The sequence below is a fragment of the Candidatus Woesearchaeota archaeon genome (assembly GCA_003694805.1).
Classification (GTDB): domain Archaea; phylum Nanobdellota; class Nanobdellia; order Woesearchaeales; family J110; genus J110.
Genome location: RFJU01000013.1, coordinates 1 through 17,554 on the forward strand (window position 1 = coordinate 1; position 17,554 = coordinate 17,554).

18 protein-coding genes are annotated in these 17,554 nt (G+C 51.9%); 10 read left to right on the forward strand and 8 right to left on the reverse strand.

Annotated features, from left to right (window positions below; all coding sequences use genetic code 11):
• The first annotated feature begins 398 nt into the window (after window positions 1-398).
• Complete coding sequence (locus D6783_00395; protein ID RME53907.1) at window positions 399-1,598, forward strand: hypothetical protein; 1,200 nt, start codon at window positions 399-401, stop codon at window positions 1,596-1,598.
• Here D6783_00395 and D6783_00400 read toward each other — a convergent pair.
• Entirely contained in the window at window positions 1,595-3,319 is a 1,725-nt protein-coding gene (locus D6783_00400; GenBank protein ID RME53908.1) for a glutamate--tRNA ligase, read from the reverse strand. The two genes, D6783_00395 and D6783_00400, sit on opposite strands and share 4 nt — an antisense overlap.
• A gap of 108 nt (window positions 3,320-3,427) precedes the next feature.
• Window positions 3,428-3,781, reverse strand: a complete 354-nt coding sequence (locus D6783_00405) for a hypothetical protein (GenBank protein RME53909.1) — start codon at window positions 3,779-3,781, stop codon at window positions 3,428-3,430.
• Between the two features lie 253 nt (window positions 3,782-4,034).
• On the opposite strand from D6783_00405, the gene D6783_00410 reads away from it, so the two are divergent.
• The 5 genes from D6783_00410 (at window position 4,035) to D6783_00430 (ending at window position 8,626) form a co-directional block, all read left to right on the forward strand.
• Window positions 4,035-4,595: a hypothetical protein gene (locus D6783_00410; GenBank protein ID RME53910.1), complete on the forward strand. Its 561-nt coding sequence runs from the start codon at window positions 4,035-4,037 to the stop codon at window positions 4,593-4,595.
• A gap of 190 nt (window positions 4,596-4,785) precedes the next feature.
• Window positions 4,786-6,402: a hypothetical protein gene (locus D6783_00415; GenBank protein ID RME53911.1), complete on the forward strand. Its 1,617-nt coding sequence runs from the start codon at window positions 4,786-4,788 to the stop codon at window positions 6,400-6,402.
• 32 nt (window positions 6,403-6,434) lie between these two features.
• Window positions 6,435-7,094 (forward strand): hypothetical protein, encoded by a 660-nt coding sequence (locus tag D6783_00420; GenBank protein ID RME53912.1) that lies wholly within the window; start codon window positions 6,435-6,437, stop codon window positions 7,092-7,094.
• Window positions 7,095-7,344: 250 nt separating this feature from the next.
• Window positions 7,345-7,866 (forward strand): hypothetical protein, encoded by a 522-nt coding sequence (locus tag D6783_00425; protein ID RME53913.1) that lies wholly within the window; start codon window positions 7,345-7,347, stop codon window positions 7,864-7,866.
• The gene (locus D6783_00430; GenBank protein ID RME53914.1) at window positions 7,853-8,626 is read left to right on the forward strand and encodes a hypothetical protein; all 774 of its coding nucleotides are present in this window, start codon (window positions 7,853-7,855) and stop codon (window positions 8,624-8,626) included. The genes D6783_00425 and D6783_00430 overlap by 14 nt, the downstream gene beginning before the upstream one ends.
• 74 nt (window positions 8,627-8,700) lie before the next feature.
• Here D6783_00430 and D6783_00435 read toward each other — a convergent pair whose 3' ends face one another.
• Both D6783_00435 and D6783_00440 read right to left on the reverse strand, forming a co-directional pair.
• Entirely contained in the window at window positions 8,701-9,054 is a 354-nt protein-coding gene (locus D6783_00435) for a hypothetical protein (protein RME53915.1), read from the reverse strand.
• Window positions 9,055-9,228: 174 nt separating this feature from the next.
• Window positions 9,229-9,618, reverse strand: coding sequence for a hypothetical protein (locus tag D6783_00440; GenBank protein ID RME53916.1), 390 nt, complete (start codon window positions 9,616-9,618; stop codon window positions 9,229-9,231).
• A gap of 98 nt (window positions 9,619-9,716) precedes the next feature.
• On the opposite strand from D6783_00440, the gene D6783_00445 reads away from it, so the two are divergent.
• Window positions 9,717-10,664 (forward strand): hypothetical protein, encoded by a 948-nt coding sequence (locus D6783_00445; GenBank protein ID RME53917.1) that lies wholly within the window; start codon window positions 9,717-9,719, stop codon window positions 10,662-10,664.
• 40 nt (window positions 10,665-10,704) lie between these two features.
• On the opposite strand, the gene D6783_00450 is transcribed toward D6783_00445, so the two are convergent.
• A complete protein-coding gene (locus D6783_00450) occupies window positions 10,705-11,760 on the reverse strand; it encodes a hypothetical protein (GenBank protein RME53918.1) in 1,056 nt (351 codons plus the stop codon).
• A gap of 9 nt (window positions 11,761-11,769) precedes the next feature.
• Window positions 11,770-12,201, reverse strand: a complete 432-nt coding sequence (locus D6783_00455; protein RME53919.1) for a hypothetical protein — start codon at window positions 12,199-12,201, stop codon at window positions 11,770-11,772.
• Between the two features lie 73 nt (window positions 12,202-12,274).
• Here D6783_00455 and D6783_00460 point away from each other — a divergent pair, with 73 nt between their 5' ends.
• The 3 genes from D6783_00460 (at window position 12,275) to D6783_00470 (ending at window position 13,561) form a co-directional block, all read left to right on the forward strand.
• Complete coding sequence (locus tag D6783_00460) at window positions 12,275-12,709, forward strand: signal peptidase I (protein ID RME53920.1); 435 nt, start codon at window positions 12,275-12,277, stop codon at window positions 12,707-12,709.
• A 176-nt stretch (window positions 12,710-12,885) separates the two neighbouring features.
• Window positions 12,886-13,203: a transcription factor S gene (locus D6783_00465; GenBank protein ID RME53921.1), complete on the forward strand. Its 318-nt coding sequence runs from the start codon at window positions 12,886-12,888 to the stop codon at window positions 13,201-13,203.
• A 22-nt stretch (window positions 13,204-13,225) separates the two neighbouring features.
• Window positions 13,226-13,561, forward strand: a complete 336-nt coding sequence (locus tag D6783_00470; protein RME53922.1) for a DUF167 domain-containing protein — start codon at window positions 13,226-13,228, stop codon at window positions 13,559-13,561.
• A 53-nt stretch (window positions 13,562-13,614) separates the two neighbouring features.
• On the opposite strand, the gene D6783_00475 is transcribed toward D6783_00470, so the two are convergent.
• Entirely contained in the window at window positions 13,615-15,906 is a 2,292-nt protein-coding gene (locus D6783_00475) for a hypothetical protein (GenBank protein ID RME53923.1), read from the reverse strand.
• A 335-nt stretch (window positions 15,907-16,241) separates the two neighbouring features.
• Window positions 16,242-17,279: a hypothetical protein gene (locus D6783_00480; protein RME53924.1), complete on the reverse strand. Its 1,038-nt coding sequence runs from the start codon at window positions 17,277-17,279 to the stop codon at window positions 16,242-16,244.
• Between the last annotated feature and the right edge of the window lie 275 nt (window positions 17,280-17,554).

Here is a 17,554-nt window from a genome sequence, read left to right on the forward strand (position 1 = left end):
CAGATTATGAAGAGAATAATGAAGCTTTCAAAAGAGACAAGCGAAATCATTTTTTCTTACCTCTCATATTCGTGGCTTTGTGCTTTTGTCTTCCATGTGTTGCCCTTTTCTTCAGGGCTATTTATAGTTTTTTTTTCGGAGCAGACGTGCGGAATGGTTTTTCAAAGCAGATTCCGTGCCAGAGCAAGACAAGGTTTAGAAGGGTTGAGCTGTCATTGTTTGTATTGACGTGTTATTGTCCTGGTGGTTGTGGCAAGAAGTCGATGAGTGGGCTGGGACGTGTGTGGTTCATTTCAGCCCGGAAAAGCTGGTGAGAGTCGGAAAATCTGCAAGTGTGTTGGAGGAATCGGCGGTTTAAAAGCCCTAAGGCATAAAAATTGGGCTGACATGGGTTGTCTATGTTTCTCGAAATAGTCCTTGCGGTTCTCCTTGGCTTGCTTGCGGGAACGATAACTGGCCTCGTCCCTGGTGTGCATGTGAATTTGGTAACTGCGTTGGTGATGGGTGGCTCGTCGGTGTTGTCCTCGCGGTTGTCTTCTTTTGCGCTTGCTTCGTTTCTTGTGTCGATGGGGATGGTTCACACGTTTCTTGACGCGATTCCTTCCGTGTTTCTTGGCGCGCCGGAGGATGCGTACGCGCTTGGCGTGTTGCCTGGGCATCGGTACGTGCTGCGTGGTCAGGGGGTGATGGCGGTGAAGTTGACGGTTCTTGGGAGTTTGCTTTCCTTGGTTGGGGTGGCTGTGCTCTCGCCGGTGCTCTTCGTTGTCTTTCCTGTTCTGGCAGGGTTGGTGAAGGGCGTGGTCGGCTGGGTTTTGTTGGGCGTGGTGGTGTTCATGCTGGCGCGGGAGCGTAGGCGGGTGTGGGGGGTGGTGGTGTTTGGTCTCTCTTCCTTGTTGGGCGTGGTGGTGTTCGCGAGCGGTGTTCGTGATCCTCTTTTTCCCATGCTTTCTGGCTTGTTTGGCGTGTCGACGTTGGTGTATAGTTTGTTTCAGCGCGAGTCCTTTCCTGATCAGGCGGTTCGGAGCGATATGGTGGTTCGTTGGGGTGTGGTGGTGCAGGCGTGTGTCTTGGCTGTGGTGGCGGGTTCGTTGACGGCGCTGCTTCCGGGTGTGGGGGCGGCGACTGCTGCGGTGCTTGCGTTGCAGCTTTCACGAGGCTTGGGCGATCATGGTTTTATGGTTTTGGTGGGGGGGATTTCTACGGTGAATTTTGGCGCGAGTTTGATAACGCTTGCCACGATTGGTCGTGCAAGGAATGGTGTTGTGGTGGGTGTGCAGTCCCTTCTGGGAAGGGTTGGTTTCGCTGATGTGTTTGTGCTGGGCGTGGTGGGGGTTGTTGCGGGGGGTGTGGGGGTGGTGCTTGCGTTGTTTTTGGCAAAGCGTTTTGTGGTGTTGCTTCGGCGTGTTCCGTATTCGTGGCTGGCTGGTGGCGTGGTCGGGTTCTTGGTTGTGTTATCGGCCGTTCTTGGCGGGTTTCGTGGTTTGCTGGTTCTTGTGACCGCCGCGGGGACGGGTTTGATTCCTGCGGTAACGAGGACGGCAAGGGTGCACGCGATGGGGTGTATTATGACGCCGGTGATGCTTTCGCTGTTGTTCTAGTTGTGGGCGTAGTAGAAGGTGAGGTGGTTTGGTTCTTTTTTGTCGAGGCGGCAGAATCCGAAGCGGATGAATTGGATGATGTCTCCTTCGTTAAGGGCTGTTGCGTTTCGTTCGGCAACGCCGGTGATGCTGGTCGCGTCTGGCATAATGATAGTCGTGTTGATGAGTTGGGAGGGGTCGTCGGGGAGGTAGTGGATGATGCTGGTGCCTTTCCCTTTGAATGCGTCGTATGCGTCTGAGTGGTATGTTTTGTTCTTGATGTTGCAGAAGTCAATGAGCCTGACGAGTTTGTTTTGGTTGAGGAGGGGCGCGTCTGCTTCTTCGATGAGGAGGCGCTCGCTGACGGTGAGGGTGCGGGTGCCGAGGTCTTTGGTGGGGTGGTTTTTGAGGGTGATGGTTGTTCGTGGCGCGCCGTTGATGGTGATGCGGGTTGGTTTTTTGATGAAGAAGTATCGTTTTGCTGTGTTGTCGAGAATGCGGCGGTTGATGGTTGCTATGGTTTCGAATCCGATGGATGAAGGGGTGCGGGACATGCCGATGATGGTGGCGAGTTCGAAAAGCGCTTCTTTGGTGATGCCTCGTCGGCGAAGGGCTCTGAGCGTGACGAGGCGCGGGTCGTCCCAGCCGGTGTACTCTCCGCTTTCGATGCGTTCTCTGATTTCGCGTCCTGTGGTGAGCGCTCCGGTGATGTTGAAGCGGGCGTATTGTTTGGTGTAGGGGTTGTTGAGTCCGAGGAGGGAGCGAATGTGGTTTTGGAGTTCGATGCGCGTGTCGAATTCGCTGCTGCGAAGGACGTGGGTGACGCCTTGTATGTGTTCTTGGATGGCGCAGGCGAAGTCGTAGAGGGGCCATGCCTTGTAGCGGGTGCCTTGTCGGTAGTGGGGTGTTGAGCAGATGCGGAAGATGACAGGGTCTCGCATGACGGCGTTTTTGTGTTGCATGCTGATTTTGAGGCGGAGGGTGATGGTGCCGTCGGGGTAGTCTCCTGCTTTCATGCGGTTCCACTCTTCTTGGATGGTGGTGATGGGTTTTTCGCGTTCTGGGTTGTCTCGCATGGCGCGGCGGTCTGCAGACATCTCTTGGGGTGTTTGTGTGCTGGTGTAGGCGTTGCCTGTTTTGATGAGTTTGTCTGCGTAGGCGTAGTAGGTTTCCATCGCGTCCGAAACGAATACGGTCTTGGCAGGGGTGATGTTGAGGTAGTCGAGGACGTCAGTGGTGATGGCGTCGACGTATTCTTGTGCTTCTTTTTCTGGGTTGGTGTCGTCAAAGCGTAGGATGCAGGTTCCTTCGTATTTTTTTGCGTAGAGGTAGTTGATGAGGAAGCTCATCGCGTGGCCGATGTGCGGGTATTTTGATGGTTCGGGGGCCATGCGTGTGGTGACGTTGCCGCGTTTTGCTTCAGGGAGTGGTGGGAGTTCTTTTCTTGCTGCTCGGTTGTTTTCTTTTTTTTCTGCTTGTTCCTTTTCAAACTCGGGGTTGATGCGGTGGAGTTCTTGTTGTTGCTGAGCACTGGTGAGCTTGTTGACGTCGTCAATGATGCGTTGGACTGTGGGTTTGATGGTGTTGAGGTTTTCTCGGAGGGAGGGGTTGTTGTGGAGGAGTTTGCCGATGACTGCTCCGAAGCTTGCTTTGCCGTGGTATTTGACGGCGTTTTCCAAGGCGAGCTTTCTGGCTTGGGTGGTGATGGCTTCATTCGTGGCGGGGTCTTTCTGATCGCTCATTGTGTTGTTTGCAACGGACTGGTGGCTTATAAATGTTGTGTGGTCGGGCTTATTTTTTTTGGAGAAGGAGAAGGGTGCCTTGTGGACCGGGTAGGGCGGGGGGTGTTTTTAGTCGCTGGCCGGTTGGCTTTGTTGGAGGCCGTGGTTGTTTTGTTGGGAGGGTGTTGTTTTGGCAGGGAGGTTGATGGCTTTGATGCGTTGGTAGCGGTTGTACTCGTCGTTGTCGATAATGAGGTCGAAGATGGCGCTTCGGGGTATGTGGAGGTCTTCTTCGAGGAGGTCGACGATGCCTGCGATGATGTCGTAGAAGAAGAGGTGTTTGCTCTCTTTTTCTAAGTGAGGGTAGTGTTTGGGGAAGGTGGTGAGTCTGTAGTGGAAGTAGCGTTTTATTTTTTCGATGTCGGCATAGAGCCTCGCGGCTTCTTCTGTTTTTCGCGGGTGGATTGGTTGTGTGGCGCTCATGGTGGCTTGTTGGAAGGTGGAGGGATGCCACAACACTATTTAAATGTTATCATTGAATGGTGATGAATATTTATGTGTTGGTGGGGTTGGGGGGTGGTCGTTCTGAAGGTCGTTGGTGTGGCAAGCCTCCTGCTGGTTCAGCCATTTTCTGAACCAAGGAAGGTTCCTTCCTGCAAACCGTTTAAATTTTTCTGAACCAACCCGTTCTGCAAGACCCTTTGAAGAAAGGAGGTGTCGGGGGAGGTGGATTGCTATGCTGAAGCGAAAAGACCTGTTGGTGCTCAGCCAATTGAGGCGCAACGCGAGAATACCGCTCACGAAGATGAGCAAAGAGACGAATATTCCTGTCTCAACTATTTTTGATACGTTAAGAAGCTTTGAGCAAAACATTATTAAGCGCCATACGGTGCTTATGGATTTTCGCAGGGTCGGGTTTGACCTGCGCGTACATATCTTGTTTAAACTGCCGCGTGCAGAGCGTGAGTCCTTCGAGAAATTTCTTCTCTCTTCGCCGAGGGTGAACTCTGTTTTTAGAGTGAGCAACGGGTTTGATTACGCGGTGGAGGGTATTTTCAGAGACATGCGTGACTTGCACGCGTTTTCTGAATCCCTTGACCGCTTCGACCTCGAAAAAAAGGAAGAGTTCTTCATTGTGGAAGACTTAAAGCAGGAAGGATTCTTGACTGATGAGCTCTTTCTTGACGTGATAGACCGAACGAGCAGTGTGGAGTGGGCGGGCAGGAAGAGAAGGAGGCCGTCCAGTTCTGAGAGGCAATCATTGAGCGTGGCGGCTTTTGTGAAGAATCCTTCCTGAGACGAAGAGAGGTGGAAGCACTTCCTCGAGGGGCAAGGGTGAGTATGCGTGTATGAACAAGAGAAGGGTGTTTTTTTGCTCGTGGTGCTCTTTGGTAGGGAAAGCAGGGTGGCGAGTGCGGCGCGGTAGGGGGTTTTTTGCCGCTTCCTCCCGCAAATATTTATAAGGTTCTTTTCGCTTCTCTGTGCCCATGCACAGGATTGAGCGTGAGATTCTCAAGCTTTTCAAGAGAGATCCAAATATTGAAGTTTCTACAGGGGATGTCGTTCGTGAAGTGCTTGAGCCTGAGTACGCGCTGATTAAGCGCGATTTGCATCGGGCCGCAACGCCCAAAGAGCGTCGAGTTGTCCAGCGAAAGAAGGCAGGCCTTCATCGCAAGGTGTTGTATCATTTAAGCAAGTTGGTGGAAGACGGCATCTTGCAGGTTGCGGGGAGCAGGGAGAAGGGGGAGAAAGTGTTTCGGTTGGGGCTTGAAGAAGGGGATTACATTATTGAGAAGAGCAAGCGACGTATTATTATTTCCAAGCCGGCGAACACTTCCGTTCCCATGGAAGGGCTTGAACACGAGGGGGTCGTGGCGAAGTTTGAGCCGGAAACGTGGGTGACCCGTCTCAATGCGTTCTTGCTCCAGGCGCAGAAAGTCGGGAGTATTGATCGTTTAGTGCTAGCTTTGCGGGATGCTTTCGCTGCGGTGAATGACGTCGTTGGCGTTGGAGGGTTTGAGTCGTTCTTGCCGGCGAAACGTGACGACGGCTTGGGGAAGGTGTTTTCGGCACTGGAAGAAATGAATCTTGATGCGGGTGATTATCATAAGCGGGTGTGCTTGCTCATTGATGTAGAGCGATGTAACCAAGAGCGTGTGCTTGCTTCCTTCCTCGAGCGCTTTGCCAACGCTTCACTGGGCAATATTTCTCTTGTGCTACAACTCTCCGCGGGGGTGTGCGCACGTAAAAAATCTGTTCTGGCCAAGGCGGTAAGCGCGTTTTGTACGAGCAAGGTTAAGCTTAACGTGCATAATAAAGATGTGTTGCCGGCGCCGCTCGTTATTGGAAGGGGAGGGGTGTATGCTGTATCGAAGGAGGAGTGGGAGTCCGCGCGAGAGGAAGTCGAAGGGCTTCGCGGCTTTGCGCTTGCTCAGTCCAGCGTTGCTATTGATGCGGGCAAGCTTTTTTCCAAGAGGGAGCCGTTGCGCGCAAAGGGTTCGCTTGAGGGGTTTGATGATCGCCTCCTCAAGGTCGGCAAATCGCTTTTCCGGGCGAATGTGTTGCAGCGCCAGCACGCTCAAGAGTATTTTGGGGCGTTGCACAGGATTGATCAGGGAACGTTCAGTTCGTTTTTTCGATTGAGCAGGTGTTATGTTCGGTTATGGAATTATGATTGGGAGCGGGCAGAAGAGGCGGTGGCTTTGCTTGAGAGGGGGAGGGAGCTGCTGAGTTCCTTCTGTCACGCTGAGGAGACGGTGTTTAAGGCGTGCGGGATGCCGGTGCGGTTTCGCATCGCGCTGTCAAGCGCCTTTGGCAAGTTCGACCAGGAAGCGTTCAGTGTACGCACCTACCAAAAGTCGGTTGTGAGAAGCATTCGCGATCTGCAAAGCGAGGAGGGCGTTGCTTATCTTCGTGTGCGAGAACGCCTTGCAGGTTTGTTTTCTGGCGGGGATCGTGTTCGTTTTTTCCGTCACGGCAGCGTCTCGGGCCGTGAGGTGGTGAAGGAGTGGGGGTTCCTCCTCTCAGAATTTGATCTTCCTTGTTTCACGTATGATTTTCGAGGGCTTTCAGGGAATCTTCGGCTCACGTCGTACTTGTCGTGAAGCGTGTTCGGTAAGCAGGAAAGGTGTTAAGAATGGAAGTGTCGGTTTTGTCCGCGATGGATGGTTGGCGGGTGGTGCTTGAGCACATTATCCAAAACGGTGTTGTGTTGAAGGATCAGGATGGCAGGTTGTGCAGAGAGGTGTTGCATTGCGTCCTCACCATTGAAGACGTTTCGCGCGGGCTTGAGGAGCCGATGGAGCTGCTTGCTCGGTCTTCGAAGTGGGTATATCCGAGAAAGGAGGAGTTGGCGTACGTTATGCGGGCGAGAAAGGAGAAATCCGCGTATGAGTACATGTACGGCCCGCGGATTTTTTCGTTTCGCGGGCAGTGCAATCAGCTTGACGAGTTCATCATTCCTCTTCTTCGTGCATCGCCAACGTCACGACGGGCTGTCGTGGTGCTGTATGATCCTTTTATTGATTCTCGAATTGGCGGTGGCGGCAGTCCTGGCTTGGTGTTCTTGCAGTTCCGCGTTCGCGAAGGCGCGCTTTTTCTCAGCGCGGTAATTCGTTCTAACGACATGTTCATGGGGTGGCCTGCGAACGTAGTTCAGTTGGGGATGGTGCAAGAGTACGTGGCAGAAAATCTCGGTGTTCAGCGAGGAGGGATCACAACGGTGAGCATGTCCGCACACGTCTACGAGGAGAACGTAGGGGATGTCGCGGCGGTGTTGGCAGGGAAGGTTCCGTAAAAGGCATGGGCGGCGAAATGATCGTGGAAGGGGCGTTGCTTTTCGTGGTCGAAGGAGGTTCTTCATAAAATATTTAAAGAAACGCTTGTTTTTTTTGGCTTTGAGCGGGACGGGCGGAGTTGAACGAGTAACAGAAACAGGTAACAGGAACATGCTGAGGAGAACAAGCGGGTGAACGATGGCTTCGAGACGGCAACGAAAGGAGGATAGGAGAAAGCAAATACTCATGAGTGTGTTTTTGAGTGCAATCATGGTGTTTAGTATTGCTGGAACGTATCTCGGCTTTCAGACGCAAACATCGTCTTCTTTTACGTATGGGGGTGTGAAGTTTACGCCGAAGGACGGCGTGTTCAAGGCGAACATCAAGGGGAAGGACTACGAGTTCTATGTGCCTCCGCAACTAGTGGAGCGTTACGTGCTTCCAGACGGTTTTTTGGACACGTTGAAGGAGGCGGGCGTTGTTGCTATTGCGTTTTCTCCGGATGAGGAGAACGCGCCGTTCATTGACACGGTTCGCTTTGACCTTGCAAGGGAGCTTCCCGTAACAGGGTTTGGTGTAACCGAGGAAAGTGCTGACTACGATCTTGGCCTGCTCGGGTGTGAAGATGCCTCTCCTGCTTTTCCTGTCATTGTCTTGCAAGTGGCGAATGTGACGCGGTTTTCAGGGGATGCTTCCTGTGTGGTGTTTGAGGCGAACAATACGGGTTTTTTGGAGCTTCGTGACAGCTTGCTCTATCAGTTCTTAGGGGTGGTGCCTGATGCCTCCTCATAGGGTGAAGCAGGCAAAGCAGGCCGAGCCTGCGCGAGCGTCAGGACGGCGTTCGGGAACGTCACGACGTTCGCAGGCGCGGGGCGAAGGGCGCTCGAGGAGCGGCGAGGCAGGCGTGCAAAAGGAGAAGGATCGGGCAGCGCTTTTCTTCCTTATCTTTTCTGTTGTCGTGATTGGCGCAGTCCTTATTGGGGGTGTTTGGCTTTCTCGGTCGTGGGCGAGCGGTCCCAAGGAGGATTTCACGTATAATTATTTTCCTTTTGAGCGGTTGGGAGATTTCTGGGTTACCTCTATTTCTGTGGAGGGGAGGCCGTACGCGATCCAACTCTACTATCATCCTTCGGAGGTGGAAAATATTAGTTTTGATCCTGCGGCGAAGGCACTCATTGTCGATAAGCGGCCAAAGCGATTATTTGTTGCACTCGACCCGGACGCGGGGAGTGTTCCTGTCATTGCCGGGGTGGAGATTGCGAAGATTACTGGGACGGGGAATCAGATTTTAAACATCCCGACGAGAAGTGCTTTTTTTGGAAGGCCGCCGGCGCAGAATGCGGAAGGCTTGGTTGTGACGTGCGACACGGCGGATGAAAACACCACGGTGGTGTGGATTCACGTCGGCGAGCAAACGAGGGTGGCCGCGTCTGGGGATTGTATTTTAGTGGAAGGCGCAACCGCGCAGGAAACGGTGCGGGCGGCGGATCGCTTAGTGTTTGCCTTGCTTGGCATCATGCCCGAGAATCCGCAGTCTCTTCCTGCAGGGTAGTGGAGAAGGAGGCCATGCTCCCTTGTTCGTCTCATGACGCGGCACTGATTCAAATTCTCAACCTTTTTTTGTGGTCACACTTCGTCAACGCCGCCTTCTGTTGGGATGACGAGGCGTATGCCCACGCCCAGTTTGAGGAGTGCACTGAGGAGGGCGGTGTGTTGGGCGCCGGTGCCTGAGGAAATGTTGAGTGCAACTTCTGTTTCGTAGCGAAGCGGTTCTTTGAGGGCGGTTATGAGCGCATCTCTAAGGTGTATGACGTCTTGGTCGAGGTCGACGACGACGAGGTTGGCTTGTTCTTGGCATTTTTCTTTGCCGAATGTGTTCGTCACGAGGTAGGCTTTTTCAAAGACCTCTGAGCGCAGGAGCTTGAACACTTCAGCCCAGCTTCCCTTGCCGGTTGAGAGGAGCGCAACGAGGGTGGTCATGGAGGTGTGTTGGTGTGTGTTCTTTTTTAAGCTTTTAGCTTGACGTCACGGAACACGCAACGTTCTTTTTCTGTGCGCTGCTCGTGACGTGTTGTGTTTGTTGATTGTCTTTTTTTTCGTTGTTCTATACTTTTTTTGATTGCGTGTTTTTTGGCGTTTGGTAAACCATAAAGTTTAAATCAAGCAAGCGGGTTTCAGGAAGGATATGGGTGCACAGAAGCGAGGAAAATCTGCAAAAGCCTCTTTTAAAGAGGGGCCCGGCGTGTGTAGGCATTGCTTGAAGTGGTTGCAGTTTGGTGAGTCGTGTTGGGTGTATTGGCCTGGGAAGAAAGTTTGCCCGAGCAAAGTAGAGACGAAGCAGGAGTGGGAAGTTGCCAAAGAGCTCTTAGAGGCGGCCAGTCGCAAAAAGTCGTGATGAGGATTTTTTTTTTTTTTTTTTTTTTCTGTTTTTTGGTTCTTCTTCGGCTTTCCGTTTCCCCATTTTTTTTGTTTTTTTTTAGAAGGTTGTTTTGGAGGGAGAGGGGGTTCGTGACGGGTTTGGTACGCGGCCGCGTGTGGGAGCACGTGCTCTTTTTGAGGAATATTTATAAAGAAGGTTTTTTTCAGAAAGATGGGTGTCGGTACGCGAGTTGTGGACGGCGTAGTCTGAGCAGGTGAACAAGATGGTTTTTGTGGCGAGGTCAGGACTCGTTGGTGCTTTCGCGCTAGGGGTCTTGTTGGTGCTGGTCTCCTCCTTCGCGTTGAGCGCGGCTGGGGGGAGTGTTCGAGTTATACCGTTGGAGGAGGGTGCAGGCGGTGCTCGGGTATCGTTTGACCGTTTTGCTGAAGAGGTGTTGGTGAACTGGTCAAACCTTCCTGACGGCTTTGATGAGGTTTCTGGGTTTGGGTCGTATGTTGTTACGGCATGCTTGTTCGAAGGGAACGAGTCCGTTTGTGATGTGGCGCGCGTGGTTGCCAATGTGTCCGAGGATCCGGTGATTGAGCTGGACATGTCGGGGAAGGTTGTTTTGGAGGTTATGCGGGTTCCGATGAATTTCAAGTGGGGGTCGGTGAGGGTGTATCCTCGGCGTGGGGTGCAGATCTTGCAGGCGCATTGTGAACCTCGTTGGGTGTGTTCGGCGTGGGAACCTTCTTCGTGCGATGATGCGTCTGTTCATGAGCAGACAAGGTCGTGCAGGGATGAGGCGGGCTGCTTGACGCAGTTTGGCAAGCCCCCGGAGCGTTTCTTGTGCCCTGCGAAGAACGAGTCTGTGAAGGAAATTCCCGTTGCGAAGGAAGTCGTGTTTGGAAAGGGTGAGGAAAAGGGAGGGTTCCCTTTTTTCTTGGTTGGGCTGGCCTTGCTGGTTATGGTTGCTGGTCCTGGCGTGGCGGTGTTGGTTTTGCGAAGAAGGATGCGCAGCAAGGCGGTAAAGGCAAAGCGGAAAGGTTCGGGGAAGCACTTGGACGTGACGGTGAAGGATTTTATTTTGTTGCGTTTGCGGCAGGGGTATCATGTGAGTCAGATTAAGACGATGTTGCTTGCGCAAGGGTATGCTGTCGATGACTTTGATCAGTTTATTGAGGAGAACGTGCCACAGTATGATCGCGAGCATGGCAAGCTGCGCAGTTGAAACCGGGCAAAAAAGCGTTGCGAAGGTAGTTGTGTTTTTGTTAGTTCTTGTTTCTTGTTTTCTTCTGGGCAGAAAGCGGTGTTGTGTAGTTTGAGGAGGGGGTGTGCTTGGCTTTGTTCGTTGAGGGGAGGGTGTACGCTTGTTGTTTGTAGAGTACGATGGAGAGGGGTGTGTTAATTGCTGTGGAGCGTGGTGTGTTGGCGAGGGGGATGGGCTGGAACGTTGTGGGGTGGAGAACGTAGACGGATGGTTGGTTTTGTACGATGGATGTTTCGTAGATGGGAAGTGTTTCTTGTTCGTCAAGGCTGGAGGAGGGGATGCTGATTTTTTTTTGTCGAGAGAGGTCGTAGCCATATGTTGTCTTGCCTACCGTTTGGATGAGGACTGGGCGGTCTTTGTAGGTGATGACGTCGCCGGGGCGAACGGCGGGGATCTTGACGAGGACGGTGAGGCGTTGGAGGTGTTTGCTGCGTTGGCGGTCGTGGCCCCAAAGGTGAGTTGAGGTCTTGATGGTTGCGCCGAATGTTTTGTGGAGTGCTTGGGCAATTTGGTAGGTTGCTTTGTTGCTGCTGAGGAGGATGTCGTAGCCGTTTTTTCGTTGGATTGTTTTTGCAATGTGTACGCCGGGGTGGCTTTTGAGGAGGAGGTTTTGGATGAATTGTTTTGTGTGCGGGGTAGGGTTTCTGAGTTGGAGGGTTCCTTCAAAATAGTCTTTGTGTTTTTGGGGTGTGCTTGGCTCTTTCGCGAGGGGGATGGTGAGGTGGTAGGCTTCGTGGTAATGTTTGTTTTCGAGGTTTCCTTCGATGATGATGTCGACGTCGAGGTGTTTGTTGTGTTCTTTGTAGAGCGTGACTGTGAGGGTGTCAGGTTGTGCGTGCAAGGCGAAGGTGAGGGTGTCTTTGAGGTAGGCGGCTATGCCTTGTCTGAGGGTGGGGTAGGTTGTCCATTTTCCTTTCCATTTGAGTTTTTTTGTTTCAGGGCAGAGCGTGAGTTTTGTAGTTGTGGTGCCGGTGATGAGGGGTGTTGTTTCTCGGAGGCAAGAGGCGCATAAGACGCTGACGACTCGTTTGCTTCCGCATCGAGGACAGAATTTCATGGTTTGTTCCTATCTTTTTTTGGAAAGTTTTTTTTTTGGTTTGGTGAAGAGAGCATGCTTTTTTTTCTTTTTGTTGGTTTTTGTCTCGTTTGTGGTTGTGTTGTTTGAAGCGGGGCGTTCGTGCCGGTGCGCATCGTTGTGGAACGCGGCGGCGTTGTTGTGTGGCTCGAAGGGAGGACGTGTATTTAAACTATTCGTAGATTGTTTTGAATTTGGTTTTTCTCTGGTTTTGGTGCAGAGGGCTGGGAGAAAGGAGGGTTGTTGTGAAAGGAAAACCTTTAAAAAATGGTGAGGGGTCGCGTTTGTTGTGTCGCAAAAGAGGAAACGAACGGTTGGAGGAGGTTGGCGCGGGGCTGCCCGGAGGGTGTGGTTTTTTTTATGGAAGGAGGATTCTTTTTTGAGTTTGGTCGTGAACGTTGTTCTCGCGTTTGTGCTTATCAAGTTCGTCGTGTATCCTGGGCTTGGGTTAGTGCTGGGGACGCCGTTTCCTATTGTTGCGGTGGTTTCTAATAGTATGGAGCATGAAGGATCTTTTGATGTGTGGTGGTCTGCTCAGGAGGACAAGTATCTTGCGTTAAACATTACCAAGCAGGTGTTTGAGCGCTTTCCTTTCAAGAACGGGTTTAATAAGGGAGATATCATGGTTATTGTCGGCACGGATCCTGAGGACATCGAAGTAGGGGATGTCATCGTGTTTGAGGCGAACAAGCCGTATCCTATTATTCATCGGGTGGTGCATGTGTGGCGTGAGGATGGAAAGCTGTATTTTCGCACGAAGGGAGATAATAACGATAGGAGCATTGTCGCTCCTGATTTGAATGAACTTCAAATTGACCCCGCGTATTACTTGGGCAGGGCTGTTTTTCGCATTCCTTATGTGGGGTATGTGAAGATTGTGTTTGTTGATATGTTGCGGGCAATCAGCGGCGGCTTAAGCGTTGCAAGGTAGGTCTTCTTTTTTTGAGTGTGGTTCTTCGTTGGCCTTCGTTCTTGTTCGGGCGGTTTCCCAAATGAAAAAACTTTCAATATGGAAAATATGTTTTTGGTGTGTTTTTGGCACAAGCTTTATAAAAGAATCGTGGTGGCAGAGGTTCAGAACTTCGTTGTCATGAGGTTAGTAACGCAATGTTTTGCCCAAAATGCGGCTCGCTTTTGCGGCCAAAAAAAGAAAAGGACAAGGCAGTCCTTGCCTGTTCGTGCGGCTTTGTTGACAGAAAACATGAAGGCGCACCGCTAAAGGAAGTGGTGAAGAACGAGGAGAAGAACCTCAACGTCGTGGACGGCGAAGAAGAAGGTATGCTTCCCCTCACTGATGCAGAGTGCCCGAAATGCCATCATGCGAAAGCATTTTTTTGGTTGGTGCAAACGCGAGCAGGCGATGAAGGAGAAACAAAGTTCTTAAAGTGCGAGTCATGCGGGAATACATGGAGGGATTACGGTTAGCTAAGCGGAAAGGGCGTATTGGTTGCTTTTCTCTTGTGTTCTTGTTTCTCCAGCAAAGAAGGAAGAAAGGTGTGTTGGCACGTTGGATGAGGAAAAAGTGTTGGCGCAGCACGCAGCGTCGGGAACGCTTCGCGTCAAGGTTAAGACAAGGGCTGCAAAGACGGGAGTCCTCAGGGTCGACGAGCGTGGCGTAGTGCATATTGCAGTCGCTGAGGCTCCTGAACGGGGGAAAGCAAACGCGGCTCTGGTCCGGTTCGTTTCCAAAGCACTTAAACGTCCTGTTTCGATAACGTCAGGTTTTTCAAGCAGGGAAAAGCTTTTGCGTGTGGAAGGAAAAAAAGAAAAAAATACGTTGTGAGCCCACGTTTCTGAAAAACAGCTCAGGGCGGCTTCTCTGCAATCTGAGCATGTTCATTCCAAGAGGTCAATTGCTCCGATGAGGTCGAGGTCGTCGTCTCCTCCATAATTGAGTTTGTTCATCTTCACTGCGGTGTTAGAGATGGTGTAAAGCACATCGTCCATATAGATGCTTCGCTGCACCACGCCGTTGTTTCGCCAGAGCGAATAATACCTCCACCTGTACGTGTCTTTTGCTGGCTCGTGTTCAATAGTTCCGCGAACAGTTATGCCCGTTGTTGGAGAGAGGGCGAGGACGTAGGCGCCGGTGAAGCGGTCCTGAGTGTACCGTCTCTGGTTCTCGTCGTAGTAGCGCTTGCCTTTGACCTCGAAGATGGGAAGGACAAGAAGATTTTTTTCTTTGTCAAACAAGAATGCCTTGTGGTCCTCGAGGATGGGAGTGCTCGATCCTGTCTCTCCAATTTCAAGCGTGTCCACTTCCTTTGGTTTGCTCACGTCCGTGACGTCAAAGAGGGCGACCTTGACGCCGCCTTGCCTGTTCGTTTCAGGGTCGACGTCCATTCCGATTCCGATGATGTAGTTCTTGTCGTACGGGTGGAGGTACTGGCTGAACCCTGGGATTTTTAACTCTCCCAAGACGCGAGGCTCGCGGGGGTTGCTCAGGTCGATGGCGAAGAAGGGGTCTATTCTCTTGAAAGTAACAAGGTAGAGTCGGTCACCCATGAATCGTGCAGAGTAGATGCGCTCTCCTTCTGCTATGCCCTCCAAGGAACCTACTTCTTCGAGGTCTTCATCGAGGATGAAGACGCTGTTAAATTGTACGGGTGTTCTCTCGTCATAATCGTAGTAGTTGATGGTTGTCGCGACGCGTAGTGTTCCCTGCCACTCGTCCATGGAGAACTGGTTCAGCAAGTTCCCGCGCACCTCGCCGCTTGCTTGGTAGGTGATCTCTCCGTCTTCAATGGAGAATTTTTTAATGATGGTTGAACTGCGCTTGAGAGAACGCTCTGTGCGGTATTGGTTGAGTGCTTTTTCAATCTTGCTCAATGTGCGTTCGAGTTCGTCATCGTCAAGGCTGTTGTAGTAGTCTTCCAAGATGGTGAGTGCTGAAAGCCAGGAGCGATCTTTTACCTCGTCGATTTGTTCTTGAACAGAGGAGGGGAGGAGGGGGTAGACAGCGTTGAAGAATTCTTCGTGCCTTGCGTCTTCCCCCCAGTCCGAGACGTATCTTCGTGAGTAGGCAAGGTAGAGGCTTTCCGGCGTGGCATACACCGTAGCGCCCCATCCGAGGAGGAACGAGTCTCCGCGGAGGCGTCCCGTGTTAAGGTTCAGTGAAGAGATGGTGGTGAGGGTGTATGATTCCTCTGGGTTGTCAAAGTAGTAGATGGTGGGTTGGTAGACGATGGTGTCTCCTTCGCGAAAGAGGGGTAAGGGAGGGTAGTCAGGGCTTGCCCACTCTTGCACGATGAAGTAGGCATAGTCGCCGACGAGCCTCGCTTCGAGGAAGTTTCCTTGGATGGCGTATTCATGAAGGAGTTGCGGCTTTTCGGGGTTGGAGATGTCGTAGAGGAGTGCCTTGGTGACGTCTTGCCTTGTCGGTTCGGGGAGGAAGGAGTAAGGGGAGACGGCAATTGTTCTTTCTCGTTCGGTGATAAAGACGACGAGGCGCTCGTCTCCGAGGAAGAGCCCTCGTCCACGCCCTGGCAGTTTTGTTTTGCTGATAATCTTGGCTTGGTCTGCAGGGTATGCGTCAATAATGACGAGTTCGAAGTGGTCTTCAGGAACGGAAGGGATGATGTGTGTGGTAGGGTAGATTTTCTCAGCCGCTTCCTGCCCGACTTCAATCAACGTTTCTTTGATGCCTTGAGGGCGGGGGTTGAAGGGGGCTTCTCGCACGAGGTAGATGTATTTGCCGTCGTTTTTGACGATGTCTGCTTCGTCGACGCCTTCGACTTGGACGTTGGTTTGGCTGTACGTTGAAGCTTCAGGCATGCCAGGAGGGCTTTTTTGTTCTCCGAATCCTCTGCTCTCTTGAGCCATCCCTCCGACGCCGCCTACAACAACGTCGTCGAAAGCTGCAGGGCCTGCAAGAAAGCCGTAGCTGCGCCCTGATCCTTGCCGCTGCTGCGCCGCTTTGAGAATCGTGATGAGCTCGTCGGGATTGTTGATTTTTTTGAGTTCCTGTGTCCCGCCACGTTCCACGCCTGGTTGGGGTGAAGGCTTGCTTGGCGGTTTGGTATCTTTGTTGTTCGTTGGGAGTTGTGTTTGTGTGCATCCGGAGATGATGAGCATAGCAGCAAGGAGGAGTGTTGCGGCAATGGTTGTTGTTCGTTGTGTTTTTTTCATGGTGGATGTCCTGCCTTGGCGGTGATCTTTTGCCACCGCCTACATGTCTTTGTCAGTATTGTTTCAGTATCTTTGTTAGTATCTTCAGTCTTCTGTGTTTTCTTTGCAAGTGTTTCTTATAAGGTTTTTTGTTTTTTTAGGGGTTTTTGGTTGGGGTGTGTTTCCTTGTTGTTGTCTGTTGTTGTTTGTACGGTCTCTTGTGGTGTGCGTCGTACGACGGTGTTAACGTGATGCATGGGTGTTGGTGCTTGGCTATAAATACGCTTTGATAGCTTTAATATATGTTGAACTCAATGAGAAGTATGTTGTTCGTTTGAATGGTTTTTTTTTTGATGCTATTGTTTTTTGTAGGTGAGCACTTCGTCGTTGAGGATGTCTACGACGATGCCTGCTTCTTTGAAGAAGGAGAGGGATTGTTGGTCGGCGTGGTAGCGTTTTTCGGCGACGACACGTTTGATGCCTGCGTTGATGATCATTTTGGTACAGTCGAGGCAGGGGGTCATGGTGCAGTAGATGGTTGCTCCCTCGACGCTGATGCCGTGGCGTGCGGCTTGGATGAGTGCGTTTTGTTCGGCGTGCGTGGTGCGGATGCAGTGCTGTTTTTTGTTGCCTTTTTGGTCGTAGACGGTTTTGAAGAGGTGGCCGACTTCGTCGCAGTGCGGGAGCCCGACGGGCGCGCCGACGTAGCCAGTGGTAAGGAGGCGCTTGTCTCTCGTAATGACGCACCCTGACCGTCCTCGATCGCACGTGGCTCGTTTGGCAACCGCGTGCATGATGCCGAGGAAGTACTCGTCCCAGTCTGGCCGCTCGTCTATTTCTTTTCCGTGTCGTTTGAGGGTGTTGATGACTTTGGTGCGGAGGGCTTGGAGCGAGCCGTTGTTTGTGATGGTTTCGTCGGCGAGGGCGGCGCACGCGGCGAGTTGTTGCCCGGCAGAGTTCTTGGAGGCTTCTTCCTTTTTTTCGAGGGAGAGGAAGGTTTGGTACGTTGTCGGGTCGCCTTCTCTTCTTCTCGCTTTTAGTCGTTTGAAGCGGATGTCCGGGTCTGCCACGATGTTGATGAGAATGAAATTTTTTAAATGTCTAAGGGAGCGAACTTCGGAAGGGTTTCGAATGGAGTCGATGACGACATCTCCTTGGTTTGCAATGCGCTTGCAGGCTTCTTTGGCGAGGTAGTCGCTTCCTTGTGCTTCTCTGAGTTCAGTGCCTTTTGCGATGAGCGCGTCGCGGGTGATTTCTTTTCCTTCTTCGGCGAGGTGTTCGCGCAAAATGTCTGAGAGGGAGTAGTAGGAGAACCCGAGTTCTTGTAGAATTTTAGCGACTGCTCCCTTTCCGGCGGCGTTTTTCCCAGTCAGGCCTATTTTGAGCGTTGGCATACGGGTGAAGGAGTTGCTTTTTTGTTATAAAGCTAGTGGTGGTTGGTTTGAAAAAAGGAGCGTGAACGCGTTGGATGGGCTTGCTTGGCGTTTCGTTTGGGGAGGCGTGCGTGGGGCTGTTCCTTGCAGCGCCTCACGAGGAAGTCTGTTGTGGAGATGGAGCGTGTGCTTTGCTTATTCTTCTTCGTCTTCTTCGTGGGACGAGAAAAATGCGCTGAGTTGTTGGCTGCTCACCTTTGCTTGGAAAGAGATGGGTTTGGTCATTGTGTTTCACC